Source organism: Prochlorococcus sp. MIT 0801 (assembly GCF_000757865.1).
GTDB lineage: Bacteria > Cyanobacteriota > Cyanobacteriia > PCC-6307 > Cyanobiaceae > Prochlorococcus_B.
The window spans coordinates 1,385,678-1,405,210 of sequence record NZ_CP007754.1; the positions used below are offsets into that span (position 1 = coordinate 1,385,678).

20 protein-coding genes and 1 tRNA gene are annotated in these 19,533 nt (G+C 34.8%); 18 read left to right on the top strand and 3 right to left on the bottom strand.

Annotated features, from left to right (window positions below; all coding sequences use genetic code 11):
• Window positions 1–4: 4 nt before the first annotated feature.
• Window positions 5–955, bottom strand: coding sequence for a DMT family transporter (locus EW15_RS07515; protein WP_038655395.1), 951 nt, complete (start codon window positions 953–955; stop codon window positions 5–7).
• A 53-nt stretch (window positions 956–1,008) separates the two neighbouring features.
• On the opposite strand from EW15_RS07515, the gene sppA reads away from it, so the two are divergent.
• The 12 genes from sppA to EW15_RS07570 all read left to right on the top strand — a co-directional run bounded on the left by sppA (window position 1,009) and on the right by EW15_RS07570 (window position 11,957).
• Window positions 1,009–1,818 (top strand): signal peptide peptidase SppA, encoded by an 810-nt coding sequence (gene sppA, locus EW15_RS07520; RefSeq protein WP_011824218.1) that lies wholly within the window; start codon window positions 1,009–1,011, stop codon window positions 1,816–1,818.
• On the top strand, window positions 1,815–2,192 hold the full coding sequence (gene aroH / locus EW15_RS07525) for a chorismate mutase (RefSeq protein ID WP_038653804.1): 378 nt from the start codon (window positions 1,815–1,817) through the stop codon (window positions 2,190–2,192). The genes sppA and aroH overlap by 4 nt, the downstream gene beginning before the upstream one ends.
• Window positions 2,193–2,289: 97 nt before the next feature.
• On the top strand, window positions 2,290–2,865 hold the full coding sequence (locus EW15_RS07530; protein ID WP_038653808.1) for a DUF2808 domain-containing protein: 576 nt from the start codon (window positions 2,290–2,292) through the stop codon (window positions 2,863–2,865).
• Window positions 2,866–2,912: 47 nt separating this feature from the next.
• Window positions 2,913–3,050, top strand: coding sequence for a 50S ribosomal protein L34 (gene rpmH / locus EW15_RS10625; RefSeq protein ID WP_011294890.1), 138 nt, complete (start codon window positions 2,913–2,915; stop codon window positions 3,048–3,050).
• A gap of 45 nt (window positions 3,051–3,095) precedes the next feature.
• A complete protein-coding gene (rnpA, locus tag EW15_RS07535; RefSeq protein WP_038653811.1) occupies window positions 3,096–3,482 on the top strand; it encodes a ribonuclease P protein component in 387 nt (128 codons plus the stop codon).
• Window positions 3,479–3,889, top strand: a complete 411-nt coding sequence (locus tag EW15_RS07540) for a PH domain-containing protein (protein WP_038653813.1) — start codon at window positions 3,479–3,481, stop codon at window positions 3,887–3,889. The genes rnpA and EW15_RS07540 overlap by 4 nt, the downstream gene beginning before the upstream one ends.
• An 84-nt stretch (window positions 3,890–3,973) precedes the next feature.
• Window positions 3,974–5,122, top strand: coding sequence for a membrane protein insertase YidC (gene yidC / locus EW15_RS07545; RefSeq protein ID WP_038653815.1), 1,149 nt, complete (start codon window positions 3,974–3,976; stop codon window positions 5,120–5,122).
• Between the two features lie 57 nt (window positions 5,123–5,179).
• The gene (locus EW15_RS07550) at window positions 5,180–6,658 is read left to right on the top strand and encodes an AAA family ATPase (RefSeq protein WP_038653817.1); all 1,479 of its coding nucleotides are present in this window, start codon (window positions 5,180–5,182) and stop codon (window positions 6,656–6,658) included.
• Window positions 6,659–6,780: 122 nt separating this feature from the next.
• On the top strand, window positions 6,781–8,061 hold the full coding sequence (gene serS / locus EW15_RS07555; protein WP_038653819.1) for a serine--tRNA ligase: 1,281 nt from the start codon (window positions 6,781–6,783) through the stop codon (window positions 8,059–8,061).
• A gap of 19 nt (window positions 8,062–8,080) precedes the next feature.
• Window positions 8,081–9,163, top strand: coding sequence for an RIP metalloprotease RseP (gene rseP / locus EW15_RS07560; protein WP_038653821.1), 1,083 nt, complete (start codon window positions 8,081–8,083; stop codon window positions 9,161–9,163).
• A gap of 123 nt (window positions 9,164–9,286) precedes the next feature.
• Window positions 9,287–9,589 carry a 30S ribosomal protein S14 gene (gene rpsN, locus EW15_RS07565; protein WP_038653823.1) on the top strand — a complete coding sequence of 101 codons (303 nt, stop codon included), beginning with the start codon at window positions 9,287–9,289 and terminating at the stop codon, window positions 9,587–9,589.
• Between the two features lie 199 nt (window positions 9,590–9,788).
• The gene (locus EW15_RS07570; protein ID WP_038653825.1) at window positions 9,789–11,957 is read left to right on the top strand and encodes a polyribonucleotide nucleotidyltransferase; all 2,169 of its coding nucleotides are present in this window, start codon (window positions 9,789–9,791) and stop codon (window positions 11,955–11,957) included.
• Between the two features lie 3 nt (window positions 11,958–11,960).
• Here the strand turns inward: EW15_RS07570 and EW15_RS07575 are convergent, their stop codons facing one another.
• Window positions 11,961–12,875: a 3'(2'),5'-bisphosphate nucleotidase CysQ gene (locus EW15_RS07575; RefSeq protein WP_038653827.1), complete on the bottom strand. Its 915-nt coding sequence runs from the start codon at window positions 12,873–12,875 to the stop codon at window positions 11,961–11,963.
• Between the two features lies 1 nt (window position 12,876).
• Here EW15_RS07575 and rsmI point away from each other — a divergent pair, with 1 nt between their 5' ends.
• Window positions 12,877–13,767 carry a 16S rRNA (cytidine(1402)-2'-O)-methyltransferase gene (gene rsmI, locus EW15_RS07580; RefSeq protein ID WP_052041206.1) on the top strand — a complete coding sequence of 297 codons (891 nt, stop codon included), beginning with the start codon at window positions 12,877–12,879 and terminating at the stop codon, window positions 13,765–13,767.
• A gap of 55 nt (window positions 13,768–13,822) precedes the next feature.
• Entirely contained in the window at window positions 13,823–14,053 is a 231-nt protein-coding gene (locus EW15_RS07585; RefSeq protein ID WP_038653828.1) for a hypothetical protein, read from the top strand.
• Between the two features lie 24 nt (window positions 14,054–14,077).
• Here EW15_RS07585 and EW15_RS07590 read toward each other — a convergent pair whose 3' ends face one another.
• On the bottom strand, window positions 14,078–14,902 hold the full coding sequence (locus EW15_RS07590) for a helix-turn-helix domain-containing protein (RefSeq protein ID WP_038653830.1): 825 nt from the start codon (window positions 14,900–14,902) through the stop codon (window positions 14,078–14,080).
• A gap of 317 nt (window positions 14,903–15,219) precedes the next feature.
• Between EW15_RS07590 and EW15_RS07595 the strand changes: the two genes are divergently transcribed.
• The 4 genes from EW15_RS07595 (at window position 15,220) to EW15_RS07605 (ending at window position 19,133) form a co-directional block, all read left to right on the top strand.
• A tRNA-Arg gene (locus EW15_RS07595) sits at window positions 15,220–15,293 on the top strand.
• Window positions 15,294–15,733: 440 nt separating this feature from the next.
• The gene (locus EW15_RS10935; RefSeq protein WP_156095772.1) at window positions 15,734–15,913 is read left to right on the top strand and encodes a hypothetical protein; all 180 of its coding nucleotides are present in this window, start codon (window positions 15,734–15,736) and stop codon (window positions 15,911–15,913) included.
• A gap of 417 nt (window positions 15,914–16,330) precedes the next feature.
• The gene (locus EW15_RS07600; RefSeq protein WP_038653832.1) at window positions 16,331–17,542 is read left to right on the top strand and encodes a glycosyltransferase; all 1,212 of its coding nucleotides are present in this window, start codon (window positions 16,331–16,333) and stop codon (window positions 17,540–17,542) included.
• A gap of 685 nt (window positions 17,543–18,227) precedes the next feature.
• Window positions 18,228–19,133 (top strand): hypothetical protein, encoded by a 906-nt coding sequence (locus EW15_RS07605; protein ID WP_038653834.1) that lies wholly within the window; start codon window positions 18,228–18,230, stop codon window positions 19,131–19,133.
• The last annotated feature ends 400 nt before the right edge of the window (window positions 19,134–19,533 follow it).

Sequence of the window (19,533 nt, forward strand, 5' to 3'; positions counted from 1 at the left end):
TAAACTAAGCCTCTTTTATTAATTCATTATCACTTTTATTCCCCCAGAATCTTCGTCTCTGACTTACAAATAGTACTGATATTAAAACCAAAACTACTCCAATCCATTGAAGGAGAAAAAGTCTCTCTCCCAACCAAATACCGCCAGTAATCAAGGCAAATACAGGCGTTAAAAATGCAAGGGTGCTAAAGCTTGTTAATTCTTTTCGACTTGCAAACCAAAAAAATAATCCATAGGCCAATGCGCTACCAAACAAACTTGAATAAGACATCAAAGTCCATTCAAAAGCAGACCAGTCTGGAAACAATGGCCAGTTTTTATCGAAAACATGCCAAACGATAAGAGGAACACTTCCCAGAACCATGTGCCATCCAGTTACAGCAACAGGATCACTGTTTCTGCAAGCAAATCGAATAAGCACCGTCCCTAAAGCCATCGAGGTTGCTGCGCATATCATCCATACTTCTCCATGGCTTAAAAAATTACTTCCTGATTCAAAGTTGCCAAGTAAAAACCAATTTCCTAGTAACTCAGTAGGTACTCCAAGACAAATTATTCCAACCAAGCCAAGCACCAAGCCAATCCATCCAATTGGATTAATTGCATCTCCAAACAAAATTCTTGCTAACAAAGCAACCATCAAAGGTTGGGAATCTATAAGAACAGAACCCAATCCTGCGCCAGTTTCCATTAACCCTTTGGCTAGAAAAATCTGAAAAAGGGTTGCGTCAATCAAAGTAAATACTAAAAACCACACCAAATCATCTTTTGAAATATTCCAACTCCTCTTCAAGAAAGGAACTGAAGCTAAAACTGCTAGACCAGCAGGCAAAAGCCTTAGTGAGGCTACAATCTCAGGTCCCGCGGTATTAACCAAAGGTGCCATCGCCGCCATTGAGGTCCCCCAAAGAGCGAAAGGCAAAATCATCAAAAACCAATTCCAAATGACAAACATAAGGTCAGAAAGCAATCTCCTTTTTAAGATCAATAAAGTTATGCATAAATTGAATGATTTGGCCCTTGAGACGAAAATCCAAAAAGAGGATGGCACGAATCTGTATTGAAGGTCCTATCAATTCAGAAACTCGGAAAATTGTTCTAAAAGCATTAAAGCAAATTGAGGAAAGAGAGTTTCCAGCACTATTACTTCGCATTGATAGCCCTGGGGGAACAGTTGGTGATAGCCAAGAAATCCATAGTGCTCTCTTGAGGCTAAGAGAGAAAGGTTGTCATGTTGTAGCTAGTTTTGGCAATATCTCAGCTTCAGGTGGAGTCTATATAGGTGTAGGTGCTGAAAAAATTGTTGCAAACCCAGGAACAATAACAGGATCTATTGGTGTGATTTTAAGAGGAAACAACCTATCAAAGTTATTAGAAAAGGTTGGTATTAAATTCGAGACTGTAAAAAGTGGAATCTATAAAGACATTCTTTCCCCTGATCGCCCTTTATCAACAGAAGAGAGAGCTCTTCTACAATCTTTAATTGATAGCAGTTACGAACAATTTGTTTTAGCAGTTTCAAAAGGAAGAAATTTAACCCCAGAAGTGGTTAAGAGTTTTGCCGATGGAAGAGTTTTTACTGGAGAGCAAGCTAAAGAATTTGGGTTGGTAGATGAAATAGGTGATGAGAATGATGCAAAACTACTTGCTATAAAAATTGCAAACCTAGATGAAAAAACAAAACCCATAACATTTGGTAAAACCAAAAAGAAATTATTAGGGTTTTTACCTGGAGGAAAAATAATCCACAATCTTGCAAATGCATTAAACCTTGAGTTGGAGGGGAATGGACAGATCCTTTGGCTCTTTAAGCCATGAATTGTCAAAATGAATTGACTTATCTGTGTGCATTGAGGGGTGCAACGACTTGTGAAAACAATTCTGTTGAGTCAATCACTACTGCGGTAGAGGAATTGCTAGTTGAATTAGTTTCTAGAAATAATTTGATCCCAGATCAAATTATTTCTATTACTTTCTCCGTAACATCAGACTTAGATGCTTGTTTCCCCGCTTCTATTGCTAGAAAAAACACTGGCTGGGAAAAAATCGCTCTTTTAGACTGCCAGCAAATGTTTGTTAAAGACGACTTACCAAAATGTATTCGTCTACTTGCTTATGTTTCTTTACCAAACGAGCAAATACCCAAAAATCCTTATCTTGGTAAAGCAAAAAATTTGCGTCCAGACAGATAAATCAAGATTTTTTTCCAACAACCATTTATATTCATTCAAGATCATGCAAATGCACTTGAAAACTTTCAAGTGATTAATATTTCTAAAACTTCAAGTTATGTACAAGAAAAAATTATTATCCGCTGTCAAGAAAAGTTTTTTTATTGGATTTTCAGCTTTTTTATTTGGAACAGGGTCTTCTATTTTAGCTCCACAAGCTTCGGCATCCCCAGGTTTCTTTGAATACCAATGGGATCCAGAGCCTGGATATAAAAGACTTAAATATTATCAATCATCCTCTGAAAGAAATGAAAGATCTACTTATTACTTCTTCCTTAGAGGCCAAGAAAGAAAAGAAGATATTAAAAAATTGACGATTGCAGTTCCTGATTATTTTGAAGCAAAAATCAAGATAAAAAAATTAAATTTCTGCAAAGTAAATGTTGGTGGCTATACATCCAGGACTCGTTGCATTGAAAATATTCCTTCTATATTTAAAGTTAATGATAAACAAACTATTATTGAAATCCTCCCAGAAAAACCGATTCCATACAATAAGGATAATTACGCTTTAGTAATGAAAATTTTCAATCCCAGAAAAAGAGGTATGTTTCAATTCCGAGCGTTATCCCAAAATACTGATGAAATTCCTATCTCAACATATTTAGGGACTTGGAACATAGACGTACAGTGAACTGATAAATTAACCTTCATATCTAACCAATACGAGCATAAATAGAAATGACAAAAAGGACCTTTGGAGGAACGAGTAGAAAAAGAAAAAGAGTTTCTGGTTTCAGAGTGAGAATGAGATCTCATACTGGAAGGAGAGTTGTAAGGACTCGAAGAAAACGTGGAAGATCACGTTTAACTGTCTAAAAAGAAGCTCTCAAATAAAGATACTTACAACAAAAGTTTCTTCTAATGGTTTTGCCAAAACATATGAGACTCAAAGGTCATAGATGCTTTGACTTCATCTATAAGGAGGGTTCAAGGTTCTACAGTTCCTCAATGGTTCTCAGAGTTACAAATGCAAAGACAAAACCTCAAGTCAAAGGAAATAAATCAAAAACAAGGCCCTCTATAAAATGTGCCATATCAATAAGCAATAAAGTAAGTAAAAAATCAGTTACGAGAAATAAGCTTCGACGGTTATTCCACCATCATTTGTCATTAAGACTTTCTAATATGACCAGTGATAAAGAGATTTGGGCTTTTATTTCTTTAAAGCCCTCTTGCATGAAAAATTCCGACAGCACTTTGCTTAAGGAGTGTGACAAACTACTCACTAAGGCTGGAATAACAAAATGACAATTAGTCCCAACGAAGACATTTTTTACGAAGGTGGTCCTGCGAGCAGCGACCTAATAATAAATTTAATGGCTGGGATAACACTTATTGGTCTCCCTTTTACTTTTGGAGCCCTGGTTAGAGCCCTGTGGGTTAGATACAAAATAACGACTCGTAGAATATCCGTTACTGGTGGATGGCTAGGTAGGGATAAAACTCAAGTTGTTTACAGTCAAATTTCTGAGATAAGAGCTATTCCAAGAGGTCTAGGATCTTATGGTGATATGGTTTTAGTCCTTAAAGATGGAGCTCGCCTTGAGATGAGATCGCTTCCTAATTTTAGAGAAACAGAATCCTACATACTTGAAAAAATAGAAAAATCACCCACTAATAACCCCGATAAAGAGGTTCAAGGCTTTTCAAACTAATGAGCCCTCACAAAAATGTGAGACAAGAACACATCTTCTAAGGCAAACTGGCCTAACAACCTTAAACTTTCTACCTTTAAAACCGTGATCGGGTTCATCTCTGACAATCTACTTATCCCGATCCTAGATTTTTTCTACGGATTAGTTCCAAGCTATGGACTAGCGATTGTCGCATTAACCATAGTTATCCGCTTAGCACTTTTTCCTCTTAGCGCTGGCTCTATTAGAAGTGCAAGAAGGATGAAGATAGCTCAACCTGTCATGCAAAAAAGACAAGCTGAGATAAAAAGCCGCTATGCAAGCAATCCTCAAAAGCAACAAGAAGAATTAGGAAAATTAATGGGTGAATTTGGAAGTCCCTTAGCTGGTTGCCTTCCTCTAATTGTTCAAATGCCAATATTATTCGCATTATTCGCAACTCTAAGAGGATCACCTTTTGCTGATGTACCTTATCTTGTCAATATCAAAGTTCTTCCATCAGACCAAATAGCCGCTGTAGAGCCCAAACCTTTCAAGACCGCAAAACACTCCATATTTATAACTGAAAAGAATCATTTCCCTGTTATCGCAGCTCTTCCTGGTGGTACAAAAATCGGTTCAGGTGATTCAGTTAAAATCAATCTGCAAACCATGAATGGAGATTCATATGTAAACGAATTGCAGAAATATGAAAATGGATCGAAATTTTCTCCTTCTTGGAAAGTCACGAAAGGGGAAGATATTGTAAAAGTCTCTTCTGATGGGACTGTGAATGCACTTAATCCTGGAGATGCGACCGTAGAAGCGAAGATCCCCGGTTTAGCAGCGAAAAGCGGATTCTTGTTTATAAAAGCATTAGGAAATGTTGGTTTTTATGTAGATGGCGCCATTCATTGGGATATTGCAATTTTAGTAGCAGGTTTTGGTTTAACACTCGTTATTTCTCAAGTGCTTTCTGGAAGAGGAATGCCTGTAAATAAACAACAATCCACAGCGAATAAAATCACACCGGTAATGATTACTGGAATGTTTTTATTCTTCCCTTTGCCTGCTGGTGTTTTGCTTTATATGGTCATTGCAAATATTTTTCAAGGGTTACAAACATTTCTCCTTAGCAGAGAATCCCTACCAGATAATTTGCAAAAAATACTTGATGATCAACTAAACCAACAAGATAAATCAACTGTTTCTATTGCTTCAGAAGTAATTTCTGATTCCGATAGGTTACCCTTTGAACCAAAAAGTAATAAATAATTTTAAAAGCAACTTATTATGTAAATTCAGAATTATAGAGAATCAAATCAATAACTGATGTCTAATTGGGACGAACAACTTGATCTACTAATTCGAGCTAGAACTCCAATTATTTGGATAAGGAGTAACGAAGAAGAAAGAGTTGAAACTCTTTTACAAAATTCTACTAAAAGGCTTTCTCCAAGAAGACTTGCAACTTGGGATTACATTGATGGAATCAGTAATGTTCTTAATTCCAATAATCTTGGGTCAAGGCAGCCAATGGCCGTCCTTGAATGGCTTAAAAAACTGGATGAAAGTTCTCCTACTATCCTTTTACTTAAGGATTTTCATCATTTTTGCGAAGATCCAGGCATTCTAAGAATGCTAAAAAATTTAACTATTAATCTTCGTTCCAAGCCTCATTCAATAATTATAAGTTCTGGATTATGGAGCCCCTCAAATGATTTAGAGGAAGATCTAACGATTCTTGATCTTCCACTACCCAAGGAAAATGAAATCAAGACTCTTTTATCAAATATTGCTCAAGCTAGTAATTCTCAATTAGACGAAAACGTTCTTAAGGAACTTACAAATGCATGTGGGGGTCTAAGTGAATCAAGGATCCGTAAAGTAGCCGCTAGGGCTCTTGCGCAAAGAGGTCAAATTAGTAAAAAAGATTTAATAGAAGTACTGGAAGAAAAACGCCAATCTATTGCGCGTAGTGAAGTGCTGGAATATTGCAAAACAAATAAGTCGCCAAATGACGTTGGTGGTTTACAAATATTGAAAGATTGGTTGAAGCAAAGAAAACAAGCCTTCTCCGAAGAAGCAAAAGATTTTGGATTGCCTTTACCTAAAGGTGTTTTATTAGTTGGTCCTCAAGGGACAGGAAAAACTCTAGTAGCGAAAGCAATAGCGAATAGCTGGTCTATGCCCTTGTTAAGACTTGATGTAGGCAGATTATTTGCTGGATTAGTAGGAGCCAGTGAAGCACGGACAAGGGAGACCATTCAGCGAGCCGAAGCTATGGCACCTTGCATTTTATGGATTGATGAAATTGACAAAGCTTTTGGCGGAGATGGGAGGAGTGACGGAGGCACCAGTCAGAGAGTGCTTGCAAATATTCTCACTTGGATGTCAGAAAAAACTTCTTCTGTTTTTCTTGTAGCCACTGCAAATGGAATAGATAAACTTCCTCCTGAACTACTTAGGAAAGGAAGGTTTGATGAAATTTTTATGCTGGAATTACCCTCTAGGAATGAAAGACATAGCATTCTTGAACTTCATCTTCAAAAACGAAGACCTAATTTGAAAATTGATTTAAATGCTGCTTTGGATAGAACAGAGGGATTCTCTGGTGCAGAATTAGAACAATCCGTTATCGAGGCAATGTACTTTGCATTTGCAGAGAAAAGAGAGCTTGTTGAAGGTGATTTAATTCTCGCCACAAGTCAACTAGTTCCTCTTTCAAGAACTGCAAGAGAACAACTTGAATCTCTAAGAGAATGGGCTTCTAGCGGAAGAGCAAGAGCTTCATCTCCAAAACTTTTTTAGAATTTTCTTGTTGTTTTTATTTTAATTAATCTAAAAAAGTCCTTGATTTGAAAGAATTTAACAAGTGTGATTAATTTAGGAACAATTAACGATTAGGCTGAAAGTACTTCCTCATTTAGATAGTGATAGATCAGAGACTTCTAAGAGAAAATCCTAACTTAATTTCGGAAGGGCTTAAATCAAGAGGAATGGATGTTGACTTAGGATCTCTACAAAAATTCTGCAAAGATCTTAAAGACCTAGAAGAAAAGAGAAATTCTCTACAAGCACAGGGGAATTCAATTGGAAAAGAGGTTGGACAAAAAATAAAAGAAGGACTTCCTCATGATTCTGAGGAGATTTCAAATCTTCGTGTTAAGGGCAATCAAATCAAAAAACAAGTTGGAATAATTGAAGAGGAAGAGAAATCAATTTCAAATAAATTAAATGAACAAATCCTTTGCTTACCTAATCTTCCAGAGAAGAATTCTCTGGAAGGAAAAAACGAAAAAGATAATAAGGAACTAAGAAGATGGGGAGAACCTATTTCAGGAAATACTTTAAAAGAGCATTGGGAAATTGCTAATCAATTGAACCTCTGGGATAGTGAGAGATCTTCTGTAATAGCAAAAAGTCGATTTGTAACCCTTTTTAAGCACGCTGCAAAACTTGAGAGATCACTTATAAATTTCATGCTTGATTTACATATTAAAAAAGGTTATTTAGAAGTTCTTCCTCCAGCTCTTGTTAACACAGCCAGTCTTACTGGTTCTGGACAGTTACCAAAATTTGCAGAAGAAAGTTTTCGATGTGCTGATGATGATTTGTGGCTGACTCCTACTGCTGAAGTTCCAATAACATCTCTCCATCGTGGAGAGATCATCCCTAGAGATTTGTTACCATTAAGGTACGTTGCTTATAGCCCTTGTTTCAGAAGAGAAGCGGGAAGTTACGGAAGGGATACTAGAGGTCTAATCAGACTTCATCAATTCAATAAAGTTGAACTATATTGGTTTTCTACTCCAGAAAGATCTGAAGAAGCTCTAGAACAAATCACATCTGATGCAGAATCTGTGTTGCAAGAACTTGAACTACCTTATCGAGTAATTCAACTCTGCACAGGAGACTTAGGTTTCTCAGCAAAAAAAACTTATGATTTGGAGGTTTGGCTTCCAGGTGCTAATACTTTTAGAGAAATATCTAGCTGCAGTAATTGTGGAGACTTTCAAGCTAGACGTTCATCAATACGAACAAAAGATAACAATAAAAAAAATATACTTTTGCATACATTAAATGGAAGTGGATTGGCTATAGGTCGCACTATGGCTGCGATTTTGGAAAATGGTCAACAAAGTGATGGAAGTATCAATTTACCAAAAGCCTTAATACCTTACTTCGGTTCGAACAAATTACAGCCAGAATAACCCAATCAAAATCTAATTAATGAACGTTCTCTTATCCATAGCTGTACTTGGCCTTCTGATTTTTTTTCATGAGTCTGGTCATTTTTTAGCAGCAGTACTTCAAAAAATAAAAGTCAGTGGATTTTCAATTGGTTTTGGACCAGCTCTTTTGAAAAAGGAAATAAATGGGATTACTTATTCACTTAGAACGCTTCCTTTAGGTGGATTCGTTTCTTTTCCTGATGAAGAAACTGATTCACTAGTTCAACCTAATGACCCAGATCTTTTAAAGAATAGACCAATTCACCAAAGAGCAATAGTTATTTCAGCTGGGGTCATTGCAAATTTATTACTTGCATGGATCGTACTTATTGGTCAAGCAAGCTTTGTAGGAATTCCCAATCAACCTGAGCCAGGAGTAATAATCATGGGGATCCAACCAGATGAGCCTGCATTTAATTCGGGATTAGTTGCTGGAGATCGAATAATGAGCGTTAACGGTAAAGAATTAGGCAGCGGTAAAGAAGGGATTATGAATTTAGTCAATATCATTCAAAATTCATCGGGGAAAGAATTACTTTTTGAGAGAGTTAATGATGGAGGAAACGAAACAATTTCGATAATCCCATCTGAAAATGAAGGAAATGGAAGGATAGGAGCTCAATTGCAACCTAATCTTCCTAATGAAGTATCGAAAGCAACAAATATTAGAGAAATAGTTTATAGCTCAAATTCACAATTTTATGAATTACTAAGTCGAACAGTTATTGGTTATAAAAGCTTGATTACTAATTTCTCTTCAACGGCTCAGCAGTTAAGTGGACCAGTCAAAATTGTTGAAATTGGTGCTCAGCTTTCAGAGCAAGGGGGTTCAGGTCTTGTACTCTTTTCTGCTTTGGTTTCAATTAACCTTGCAGTTCTTAACTCGTTACCGTTGCCACTTCTAGATGGAGGACAACTTCTTCTTCTAATTCTCGAAAGTATCAGAGGAAAACCTGTTCCTGAAAAAATTCAATTAGCTTTTATGCAATCAGGCTTTGTTTTACTTGTAGGATTAAGTGTTGTTTTGATAATCCGAGATACTACTCAGCTATCTTTAGTTCAACAGTTTGTTCACAGATAATATCTTCAAACTATTTTTTATTTTCAGTTAACAAAATAATTTGAAAATAAATTTACAGCAATTTCTTAAAACAATCATGCAAGGAGTTAAAATACTCCCCAGACAAGCTAAATAAGCCCCTTAATGGCCAAAAAGTCAATGATAGCGCGTGATGTAAAGCGCAAGAAACTAGTAGAACGATACGCAGCGAAGCGTAAAACTCTAATTGATGCTTTCAAATCAGCCAAAGATCCTATGGAAAGATTAGAAATTCATAGAAAAATTCAAGCTTTGCCTAGAAATTGTGCTCCAAATAGAATGAGAAATCGCTGTTGGGCGACAGGGAAGCCGAGAGGAGTATATAGAGATTTTGGACTTTGCAGAAATCAACTTAGATCAAGAGCTCATAACGGAGAATTACCTGGAGTAGTAAAATCCAGTTGGTAAAAACTAATAAAAACTAACAGGAAATTCATTTATACCTATGTGTGGTAAGTGGGAAAGATTATATCTCCCACTTTTTTTAGTTTTATAGTTTCAATAATTGTTGTAAATGTTTCCTCTAGGAAACAAATCCATCGAAATTTCTACTCAATTAGTCCCATTAAGTGTAAGAATGTCTAAAGACAAAAAGCTATAAAGGCACGTGCAAGGTCAGACAAAATCCGTTTCTTTCGATGGTAGAGAGATAAAGCTCACTACAGGGAGGTTTGCTCCACAAGCTGGGGGTTCAGTATTGATTGAGTGTGGGGACACCTCCGTCCTAGTAACTGCAACAACATCGACAGGAAGAGAGGGGGTTGATTTCCTACCCTTAATGTGTGAGTACGAAGAAAGACTATATGCGGCAGGAAGGATTCCAGGGAGTTTCATGCGTCGTGAAGGGCGTCCTCCTGAGAGAGCAACTTTGATTTCACGACTTATTGATCGTCCAATGAGACCTCTTTTCCCTGGTTGGATGAGAGACGATATTCAAATAGTTGCTACATGCCTATCTTTAGATGAGAGAGTTCCAGCAGATGTTTTAGCTGTTACTGGAGCTTCAATGGCAACATTAATGGCAGGTATTCCTTTCCAAGGACCTATGGCTGCTGTTCGCGTTGGGCTCTTAGGCGATGACTTTGTTCTTAATCCAAGTTATAGAGAAATTGAAAGAGGTGATCTTGACCTGGTAGTTGCTGGGACTCCAGATGGTGTAGTGATGGTTGAAGCAGGAGCCAATCAACTTTCAGAACAAGACGTTATTGAAGCCATTGATTTTGGCTACGAAGCCATAACTGAATTAATCAATGCTCAAAAAGAAGTTTTAAAAGAATCCGGAATCAAGCAAGAGATGCCTAAAGCTCCTGAGATTGATGACACAATATCAACCTATTTAGATAAAAACTGTACAAAATCAATTAGTGAAGTCCTAAAAAACTTTGATCAAACAAAAGAAGAGAGAGACAATAAAATTGAAGAAATAAAGATAACTATTTCCGCAAAAATAGATGGCCTAAAAGATGATAATGCTGTAAAAAAATCTCTTTCTTTAAATAACAAACTACTAGAGAATAGTTATAAGGCTTTAACCAAAAAGTTAATGAGAAATCAGATAATCAAAGAAGGAAAAAGGGTCGATGGAAGAGATTTAAATGAAGTAAGAGCAATTGATGCTGATGCGGCAGTTTTACCTAACAGAGTTCATGGATCAGCTTTATTCCAAAGAGGTTTAACTCAAGTACTCTCCACTGCAACATTGGGAACTCCAAGTGATGCTCAGGAAATGGATGATTTAAACCCTAATACTGATAAAACCTACATACATCATTACAACTTCCCACCTTACTCAGTTGGAGAGACTCGACCTATGAGGACTCCGGGCAGAAGAGAAGTTGGTCATGGAGCTTTAGCAGAACGGGCGTTAATACCTGTACTACCGGCAAAAGATACTTTCCCATATGTTTTAAGAGTTGTTAGCGAAGTCTTGAGTTCAAACGGCTCTACTTCTATGGCTTCAGTATGCGGAAGCACCCTTGCACTCATGGATGCGGGAGTCCCCTTAAAAGCCCCAGTAGGGGGGGCAGCCATGGGTTTGATCAAAGAAGGGAAAGAAGTAAGGATACTAACTGACATACAAGGCATTGAAGACTTTCTAGGAGATATGGATTTTAAAGTTGCAGGTACAGAAAAAGGCATTACAGCCTTGCAAATGGATATGAAGATAACTGGACTTCCAATTGAGACAATTGGAGAAGCTATTAATCAAGCACTTCCTGCTAGAACACACATATTAGGAAAAATGCTAGAGGCAATAGAAACGCCAAAAGACAACTTATCTCCTCATGCCCCAAGACTATTAAGCTTTAGAATTGATCCAGAGCTTATAGGAACTGTCATTGGTCCTGGAGGAAGAACAATAAAAGGGATCACAGAGAGAACTAACACAAAAATTGATATAGAAGATGGAGGAATTGTCACTATTGCATCTCATGATGGAGCAGCGGCAGAAGAAGCTCAGAGGATTATTGAAGGTTTGACGAGAAAAGTACATGAGGGAGAAATTTTCCCAGGCTCAATCACAAGAATCATTCCAATTGGTGCCTTTGTTGAAATCCTTCCTGGTAAAGAAGGAATGATCCATATTTCGCAATTATCTGAAGCAAGAGTTGAAAAGGTTGAAGACGTTGTAAAAGTTGGAGATCAAGTAACTGTAAGGGTAAGAGAAATTGATAATCGTGGGCGCATTAATTTAACCTTAAGAGGAGTCTCTCAAAATGGTGGAATGAACAACTACCCTGAGCCAACTCCTACTCCTGTTGCTCCCCTTAATTAATAATTAGACGAAGTATTTAGGTTCTTTTACAGAGAAAAACTCCATAGCTTTTTGGCAAATTTCTTGATGAGATTTTCCATGGCTTGCAATTAAGCAACCAGATTGAGAATAGTTTGTTTCTTGGTAAATTAAATTTTTTCCATCTGCATGAGAGAACATACCACCAGCCGCCTCGATAAGAGCCTGTGGAGCAGCCATGTCCCAATCCTTAGGTGAAGTTTTTCCAGATAGAGAGATATAAACATCTGCTTCTCCCCTCAAAATCGAAGCAACTTTACAACCGACACTGCCTATTTTTTTTGTCTCACCAAAGCACAAAGTTGACAGAAGGTTATTAAGTTTTGCTTGTTGATGATTTTTACTTGAAACTAGTATCAATTTCGAGATATCTACTCTCTCACTAAAAGAAAAGTGTTTTTTAGTCCCATCACGATTTTCAAACCATGCTCCAATGCCAACAATTCCAAACCATAATTCATCCTTTTCAGGTATCAAAACTATCCCAATTTTTGGCTTTTGTTTGTATGCCAAAGCAATATGAACTGCATAGTTTTCAGATCCTTGAAGAAAATCCTTTGTCCCATCTAATGGATCAAGAATCCAACACCAATCATTTTTATAATTATTCTGCTGAAAAGTTTTCTCCTTAGAAGTTTCTTCGCTTAAAATATCCCATTGTTTGAATGTGAAATTATCCTTCAATCCAGAGATCAATAATTCATTCACTGCCATGTCAGCTGCAGATACTGGGCCGTCCCCACCTTCCTCTACAGTTAAAGACTTAGGGTAGCCATAGGGAGGTTCTTCACCTCTTGCATATGCCATCAAAACATCAGCGGAAGCCCAGCTAAGCTTTCTAAGCTCATCCAATAAAGTCGGCAATTCGACCTCTTTTGGCACAACAAGATCAATAGACATAATGGATTTAATTGATGAACAACAACACCTTCAACAAGAAAGATCAGAACCCTGCCCAGGAACTCTTTACATAGTAGGGACGCCAATAGGTAACTTAGGCGATTTATCACCAAGGGCAAAGTCCATACTTAAGAATGTTTCACGAATAGCATGTGAAGATACACGTAGAAGTGGACAATTGTTGAAAATAATAAAATCTGAAGTACCACTACTTAGCTATCACAAACATAATTTCAAAAGTCGTCAATCACAATTACTAGGAATCCTAGAAAGTGGTGGGAGTCTTGCCTTAATTAGTGATGCTGGCTTGCCAGGGATAAATGACCCAGGAGAAGAACTTGTTCAAGCTGCAAGGTCTAATAGTTATGAAGTGATTTGCATACCGGGACCTTGCGCAGCAACTACAGCATTAGTAATAAGTGGATTACCCTCAGAAAGATTTTGCTTTGAAGGATTTCTCCCGAAAAAACAAAGCCTTAGAAAAAAACGTTTGGAAGATATTTCTCAAGAACAAAGAACAACTGTAATCTATGAGTCACCTCATCAATTAATCAAACTTTTAGAGGATTTATCTATTTCATGCGGAAAAGAACGCCCTATTCAAATCGCGAGAGAACTTACAAAAAGATACGAAGAGTCAATAGGAAAGACAATAGAAGAGGTAACAAACTATTTTATTACAAATAAACCAAAAGGAGAATTCACCATAGTACTTGGAGGAAATAATAATAAGCAACAGAATAAAATAAGTGAATCTGAAGCATTAAATCAGCTCAATGCATTAATAAATCAAGGAGAAAAATCTAATATTGCAGCTCAAAAAGTCGCGGAAGAAACAGGATATAAAAAAAAATGGCTTTACTCCAAATTACATAAGAGGCTTGACAAATAAACTTTTTCACTTGATGCTATTTAAAAGATAAATTTAAATTAGAGAAATTTTCTAAATGTTTTTTAGATTACAACTTCTAACTCTAAATATTTCCACAGCAATATTACTAATTTTGTTTCTTTGCCTTGGATCTCAAAATCTAGGAAAAAAATATAGTTTAGATCTGCTAATTAATAAAACGGTAGATCTTCCAATTGGTTTCTTAATAGGTACATCATTTACCTTAGGATTATTTTCTGGAGGCCTAACTTCAGTATTAATGATTAAAAATAATCATAACGATTAACCTAAGATAAAATTCATTTAATAACTAATCATCCAATCCTATTATTGAGTCTTCAAGAATTAATCTAGTGATACCCTTTGAGATTAAATATGACTTTGAAAGTTTAAAAACACTTGTGTTTGGGATCTTAATAACCCTTTGACTTCTAGAACATATTCTTTTTGCTGAACGTTGATTGGCAAATAATAAAATTGCTTTTCTTTGCAATTCGTTCTCTGGCAAAAAGCTCCATTCTGGTAAATCAGAAATAAGTTGTAATTCTAGCTCGACTTTCTTATCAACAATCATATAAACGCTCTCTGGAAGACATTCATAATCAAGTATCTCAAAATCTGATTCTTGCTTCTGTATGTCAAAATCAAATCCAGAAACAAGGGGGGCTATTTCCTCGAAATTTTCATCAAAGTTTTGATGATTTTTATCCTTATCATAATCTTTTATTTTTTGACTAACCGAATATTGATCTTCTACAAATTCATCAGTATCCTCAAGATCTAAAGAAGCAATTTCATCAACATCAAACTTATGAGATTCTTCATTTACCTTTACAGATTGATCTTCTTCTTTAACTTTTTCTTTAAATGAGATTAACGAGCTAGTCTGAGCTAAATCTTCCTCTTTTGGTTTAACCTTTTCATTATGAACCAATTTCACTTTTTTATTGCTAATCTTTGATCTTTTTTTCTTTAAGAGTGTATATTCACTTTCAGATAAAAGGTTTTTGACTGTTCTATTTATAGTATTTGGAGTGCAATGATATTTTTCTGCTAGGGCATTGGTATTATCTCCATCCCTATAAGACTCAAGGATTTCAGCTTTTTGCGTCTTGGTCAATCTTCTTGAAATCATCTCTATTATTTCTATTTATCCAAGATAAGACGTAATCATAAGAAGTAGTAAAAAAATTCTCAACCTATAAAAACTCCTACAAAAATTTAGCCAGCTAAAGAAATCATCACTAAAACTCTAAATATCTACTTAATTCTTACGCTATAAATTTAATTTTCTTATCTTTGAAAAAGACTCCATATCAAGCAAGCCTTGGCCAATCTATTGTTGGTCTGCTTAATTCTGCTTGTAGTGGGCTACATGAGTATGTACTCTTAAAGAGTTGATTTTTGAACTCAAGGCGTGTTTTGTCGTCTTTATCTTAAAGATCTATTCTGGCTCCCTTAGCTCAGCTGGATAGAGCAACTGCCTTCTAAGCAGTGGGCCGCTGGTTCGAATCCAGCAGGGAGCGTATTCAAACTCAAGTAATAACAGGAGACTTCATCAATTCCACGAAGAACTACTGCCTATGCTGCCATAGCAGGATATAACTAATTATTGCTATTTTGTGAACGGTTCTACTAGCGCAAACTCAAAATGGCGACTGATTAGGAAAGCAAATCTGCAAACAATTAGAAAATTTCTGGAAAAGACGCTGATTTCTTACAGCGAGGAAGCTCTTGCAAAATTCGTAGCGTAAGGGGTAAAACTCAAGTCACTTTGAGACATCAAGAGGGATTAGGAGAGAACAATCCTAGGTCGAGCGGCATGTTGGATATTGAGTGAAAAAGGGCAATAATATTGAAATTTTGAACTCAATTCAGGACATAAAACCGCTCGTAAATGAGAGAAATTTATCTCTCACTGAGGCTAAAAATTTACTATTTGCACCTTTAAATCAGTTCGATTCAAATGGAACATCCTTTTATGGAAAAGCTATCGGCTTGGGTTGAAAGTGAATACAGTTTTTCAGGTAGGGAAGCCTTAATTGGTTCTGAATTGAGACAAGAAGAAAACATCAGAGAGAGAGAGAGAGAGAGATCTCAAGGAAGTTTCAAATTGCTTAAAGCTGTTGGGCATCGAAAAGGATGACATCTAAACGAGAGTAAATGGAACAAGAAAATACCTATAAAGGAAATGAGACATAAGACAAATGTCTAATCTCCTTTATAAAAAAATAAAAATAATAGAAATGTACAAATAGGTTATAAGTGTTCAAAAAATTAGAAGTAAGCTTAGAAACTTTCTTCTTCAACAACTTAGAAAGGAGGTTGTAGTAAGGATGAAACAGATGTAAGCACTATCTATTATGTATGAAATACAGGGCTCAAAGCAAGACATCCCTGACTTATTAGATATTTATATACCCTCTTTTGCCTCTTTCTAGATTTAAAGCACTTTTCGACATTCGTATATACTAAATATAATTAATATACTTTTCAGCCCTCGCGAATGTGATTTCAGTTTTTATTTATAGGCTTTTCTACTCTTCAATTTTTAATTAATGCAATGAGTGTTTTTCATTCTTTGGTAATTCCTACTCGTAATAGACAAGATTTCGTGGTCGATGCAGTTACATATTACTTAAAATATATTGAGGACTTAGGAGAAATAATTATAGCTGACAATTCAGATAATAAACGTTCAATATTTCAAGCTCTAAAACTTTTTTTGTTTGATAGTAGATTGAAAATTCTTCCATCGCAAAATTCAACTTTATCGATGAAAGATAATTGGGAAAGGGGTGTTGCAGAGACAAAAGGGGAGTGGGTTTCAATTATTGGAGACGATGATATTATTTCACCTGATTTAATTTTTTTTCTTAGGAATTTCCTAGCAAAATTCCCAGATTCATTAGAATATGAAGCATTTTCATGGCGAGCAATAAGTTTTAGTTGGATGGGAGTTGATATTAATGGAAGACGTAATCCATCCTGTATTCCAATCGATGGAAGTAAAATTACAGGGCTTATATCTCAAAATTATTTAGAAAATATATTGAGTTGGACTAAGCCCAAAAGAACAATGGGATGTGGACCAAGTATTTATCATGGACTTTGGAAAAGAAGTTTAATAAACAAGGTTAAGGACTTAAATAATGGTTTGCTATTTGATGCACAAACGGTTGATTTTGATGCGGGTTATAACGCTCTTTTATGTACCGAAAAATTTGTTGTTTTAGAACGTCCCTTTTCAATATTAGGATCTTGTCCTAAATCTAATAGTGCTGCAGGTATAGATTATCTCAAAAAAACTAAAGCCATGGAAAATTGGTATAAAGAGGCTGGTTCATTAGAGGGTGGTCCAAAAGATATATATGTTCCTAATTCAATTACACTATGTATTTATTTTTTTAATAAATACTGGATGGAAAAACAAAATTATTCAACAAAAGTTGATATATCAAATGTTTTAAAAGGTTTGGCTTCTGAATTAGAAAGTATAGATCCTAAATACTTTGAATTATTTAGAGATGAATTAATTAACTTTATTAAAAAGACAGAATTAGTAGATTACTTAGATGAATTTAAACCAGTTAAAAGGCAGAGAGAAGAAATAGCATGGAACGGATACGTTAAAGGTTCGATGCTTATTGATCCAACTCCTTTTGCTGATCGGATACTTCAGTTCGCTGATGTTGCATTCGCAATGTTAATCCCATGGCAATTAGTTGGGACCAACTTTAAAGTTCAAACTGATCATAGAGTCCTTTTGAATTGATTGAAATTTTATCAAAACTTTTTGTTTTGTTAAGTTGAAGAATCTATTTTTTGCTTTTTTTTAATAAATTTATAAATCTCTAGATAAAACATATGTGATTCGGGTTAATCTAAAATTGTCAGTAAATTCAGCTAGTTTTTAAATCTTTTTATAACTAGTTTTATTACTATCCCTAGTGGATTCGAACACAATTTATATCAAGTAATTACATTAATTCTGAATAAAAAATGCTACATAGCGTTCAATATCTATAGATAGCTAAATATTTCAAATATTACTAATTTGTGAACTCTAAAAGCATTGCGGGCACAAAATGAAAGCTAATATTATGACAATCTGCGAAAAATTATAAAAATTATTGAAAAAAAAATGTTAATTTTTTTCTCGCTGAGAGCTATTGTGAGCTTCAGAGAAAAAAGAGGCCAAACCAAAGTATCGATTAAGATAAAGTAAGTATTAGAGCCTTATAATCCAATATCTACCTAAATGTAGGATCTTGGGTGGAAAACAGCCAATCAGATTAAGATTTTAAAGGCAATTGATTAATTGAAGAGGATAGTAAACAAAAGAACTCTTTCTCTAAATGGGGATAAATAGCTGCTATATGGAAACAAAAACCATATAGTTGAAGTAGCCAAAGACATACAAAGTCCCTATTATCTTCGTTGAAATAACATTACTAAAAATGAAAATATATATTCATGCCGGAACACATAAAACTGCTACAACAAGTTTTCAAAAATTATGTTTTATAAAAAAGGAAGATTTATGTGAACAGGGATTGTTCATTCCTGAATTTAAAGATAAGAGCAAAATAATCAATTTTGCTCAATCAAGAGGAATGAAAGTTTATGATCTTTCCATTCAGCATAACTTTTTGGCTTGGTATCTACAATTAAAAGAAATAGACGAAATAAAAGAGTTTCTGATTAATGCCTATGTAAATGCAAAAAGAAAAAAATGCAATTCAATTCTAATAAGTGCCGAAGATTTCGAGAATATACTTGTTGACGAGTATATGGCAAATTATTTTGAATCAATTTCAAAAGAAGTCGGTTTTAGCGAAATTGAATGGATATTTGTAAAAAGAAACTCATTTAATTATCTAAAGTCTCTTTATTCAGAATTATCAAAATATGGATTAATTTTAGAATTTTATCAACTTTATAAAATTATTATGACAAATGGATATTACAGAGTATCTAATCATTGGTATAGTAATATTTATATTTTTGACTTAATTAATCTAATTGAACGTTTCAAAAGAAAACATTCATCTAATATATCTATTATTAAGTTTGAAGATTTTATCAGTCCGTATTTAGGGTTTACAATCCTAAATAAAATAATACCAGTTAACAAACTAAATAAATTAGATATTGGAGAAGAAAAGATTATCAACGCAAACAAAAGTCTAACAATACATGAAATTGAATTTAATTATCTTTGCAATTTTCTGAGATTAAGTCCAGAGTCAAAAACATATGAAAATAATAAAGAATTATTTAACAAACTAATCTCATATAGACAAAGAAAAAACAATGAAGCGACTGAGCTAATCAAAGAATCAATTAATAGAAAATTTGGTTAATCAAGATCATAACCTAATAAGTACAATAGAAACTAAATTAAATAATTTAAAAAAGAAAGAAACACTAGCATTGCTTTCGGTAAAACATATTAAAAGAATAAAAGGAAAAAATAAATCCATTAAGAAAACACTTCTATTCCTTTTTGATTTAAGATAAATAATTTTTTCTAAGCCTACATTAATCACTTTTTAACTTTTGATTATAGATGAAAGCACATGTAAATTTATTAGACAATCATTTTCAGCATCATTGTATTAATCTTCTAAATACTATTGAATATAGACTCAAAAACAGAAGATAGAAATCAGACTTACTCAAAAAACTAATATATAGTTATATTTTTACTGTAAAAAGTTGAACGTATCGAAGAAATTAAAATTCGAGTATCATTTACAAACT

Excerpts from the sequence above, each read along its gene's own strand:
- EW15_RS07515 (WP_038655395.1), bottom strand. The coding sequence starts at position 955 with ATGTTTGTCATTTGGAATTGGTTTTTGATGATTTTGCCTTTCGCTCTT.
- sppA (WP_011824218.1), top strand. The coding sequence starts at position 1,009 with ATGATTTGGCCCTTGAGACGAAAATCCAAAAAGAGGATGGCACGAATC.
- aroH (WP_038653804.1), top strand. The coding sequence starts at position 1,815 with ATGAATTGTCAAAATGAATTGACTTATCTGTGTGCATTGAGGGGTGCA.
- EW15_RS07530 (WP_038653808.1), top strand. The coding sequence starts at position 2,290 with ATGTACAAGAAAAAATTATTATCCGCTGTCAAGAAAAGTTTTTTTATT.
- rpmH (WP_011294890.1), top strand. The coding sequence starts at position 2,913 with ATGACAAAAAGGACCTTTGGAGGAACGAGTAGAAAAAGAAAAAGAGTT.
- rnpA (WP_038653811.1), top strand. The coding sequence starts at position 3,096 with ATGGTTTTGCCAAAACATATGAGACTCAAAGGTCATAGATGCTTTGAC.
- EW15_RS07540 (WP_038653813.1), top strand. The coding sequence starts at position 3,479 with ATGACAATTAGTCCCAACGAAGACATTTTTTACGAAGGTGGTCCTGCG.
- EW15_RS07550 (WP_038653817.1), top strand. The coding sequence starts at position 5,180 with ATGTCTAATTGGGACGAACAACTTGATCTACTAATTCGAGCTAGAACT.
- rseP (WP_038653821.1), top strand. The coding sequence starts at position 8,081 with ATGAACGTTCTCTTATCCATAGCTGTACTTGGCCTTCTGATTTTTTTT.
- rpsN (WP_038653823.1), top strand. The coding sequence starts at position 9,287 with ATGGCCAAAAAGTCAATGATAGCGCGTGATGTAAAGCGCAAGAAACTA.
- EW15_RS07575 (WP_038653827.1), bottom strand. The coding sequence starts at position 12,875 with ATGTCTATTGATCTTGTTGTGCCAAAAGAGGTCGAATTGCCGACTTTA.
- rsmI (WP_052041206.1), top strand. The coding sequence starts at position 12,877 with ATGGATTTAATTGATGAACAACAACACCTTCAACAAGAAAGATCAGAA.
- EW15_RS07585 (WP_038653828.1), top strand. The coding sequence starts at position 13,823 with ATGTTTTTTAGATTACAACTTCTAACTCTAAATATTTCCACAGCAATA.
- EW15_RS07590 (WP_038653830.1), bottom strand. The coding sequence starts at position 14,902 with ATGATTTCAAGAAGATTGACCAAGACGCAAAAAGCTGAAATCCTTGAG.
- EW15_RS10935 (WP_156095772.1), top strand. The coding sequence starts at position 15,734 with ATGGAACATCCTTTTATGGAAAAGCTATCGGCTTGGGTTGAAAGTGAA.
- EW15_RS07600 (WP_038653832.1), top strand. The coding sequence starts at position 16,331 with ATGAGTGTTTTTCATTCTTTGGTAATTCCTACTCGTAATAGACAAGAT.
- EW15_RS07605 (WP_038653834.1), top strand. The coding sequence starts at position 18,228 with ATGAAAATATATATTCATGCCGGAACACATAAAACTGCTACAACAAGT.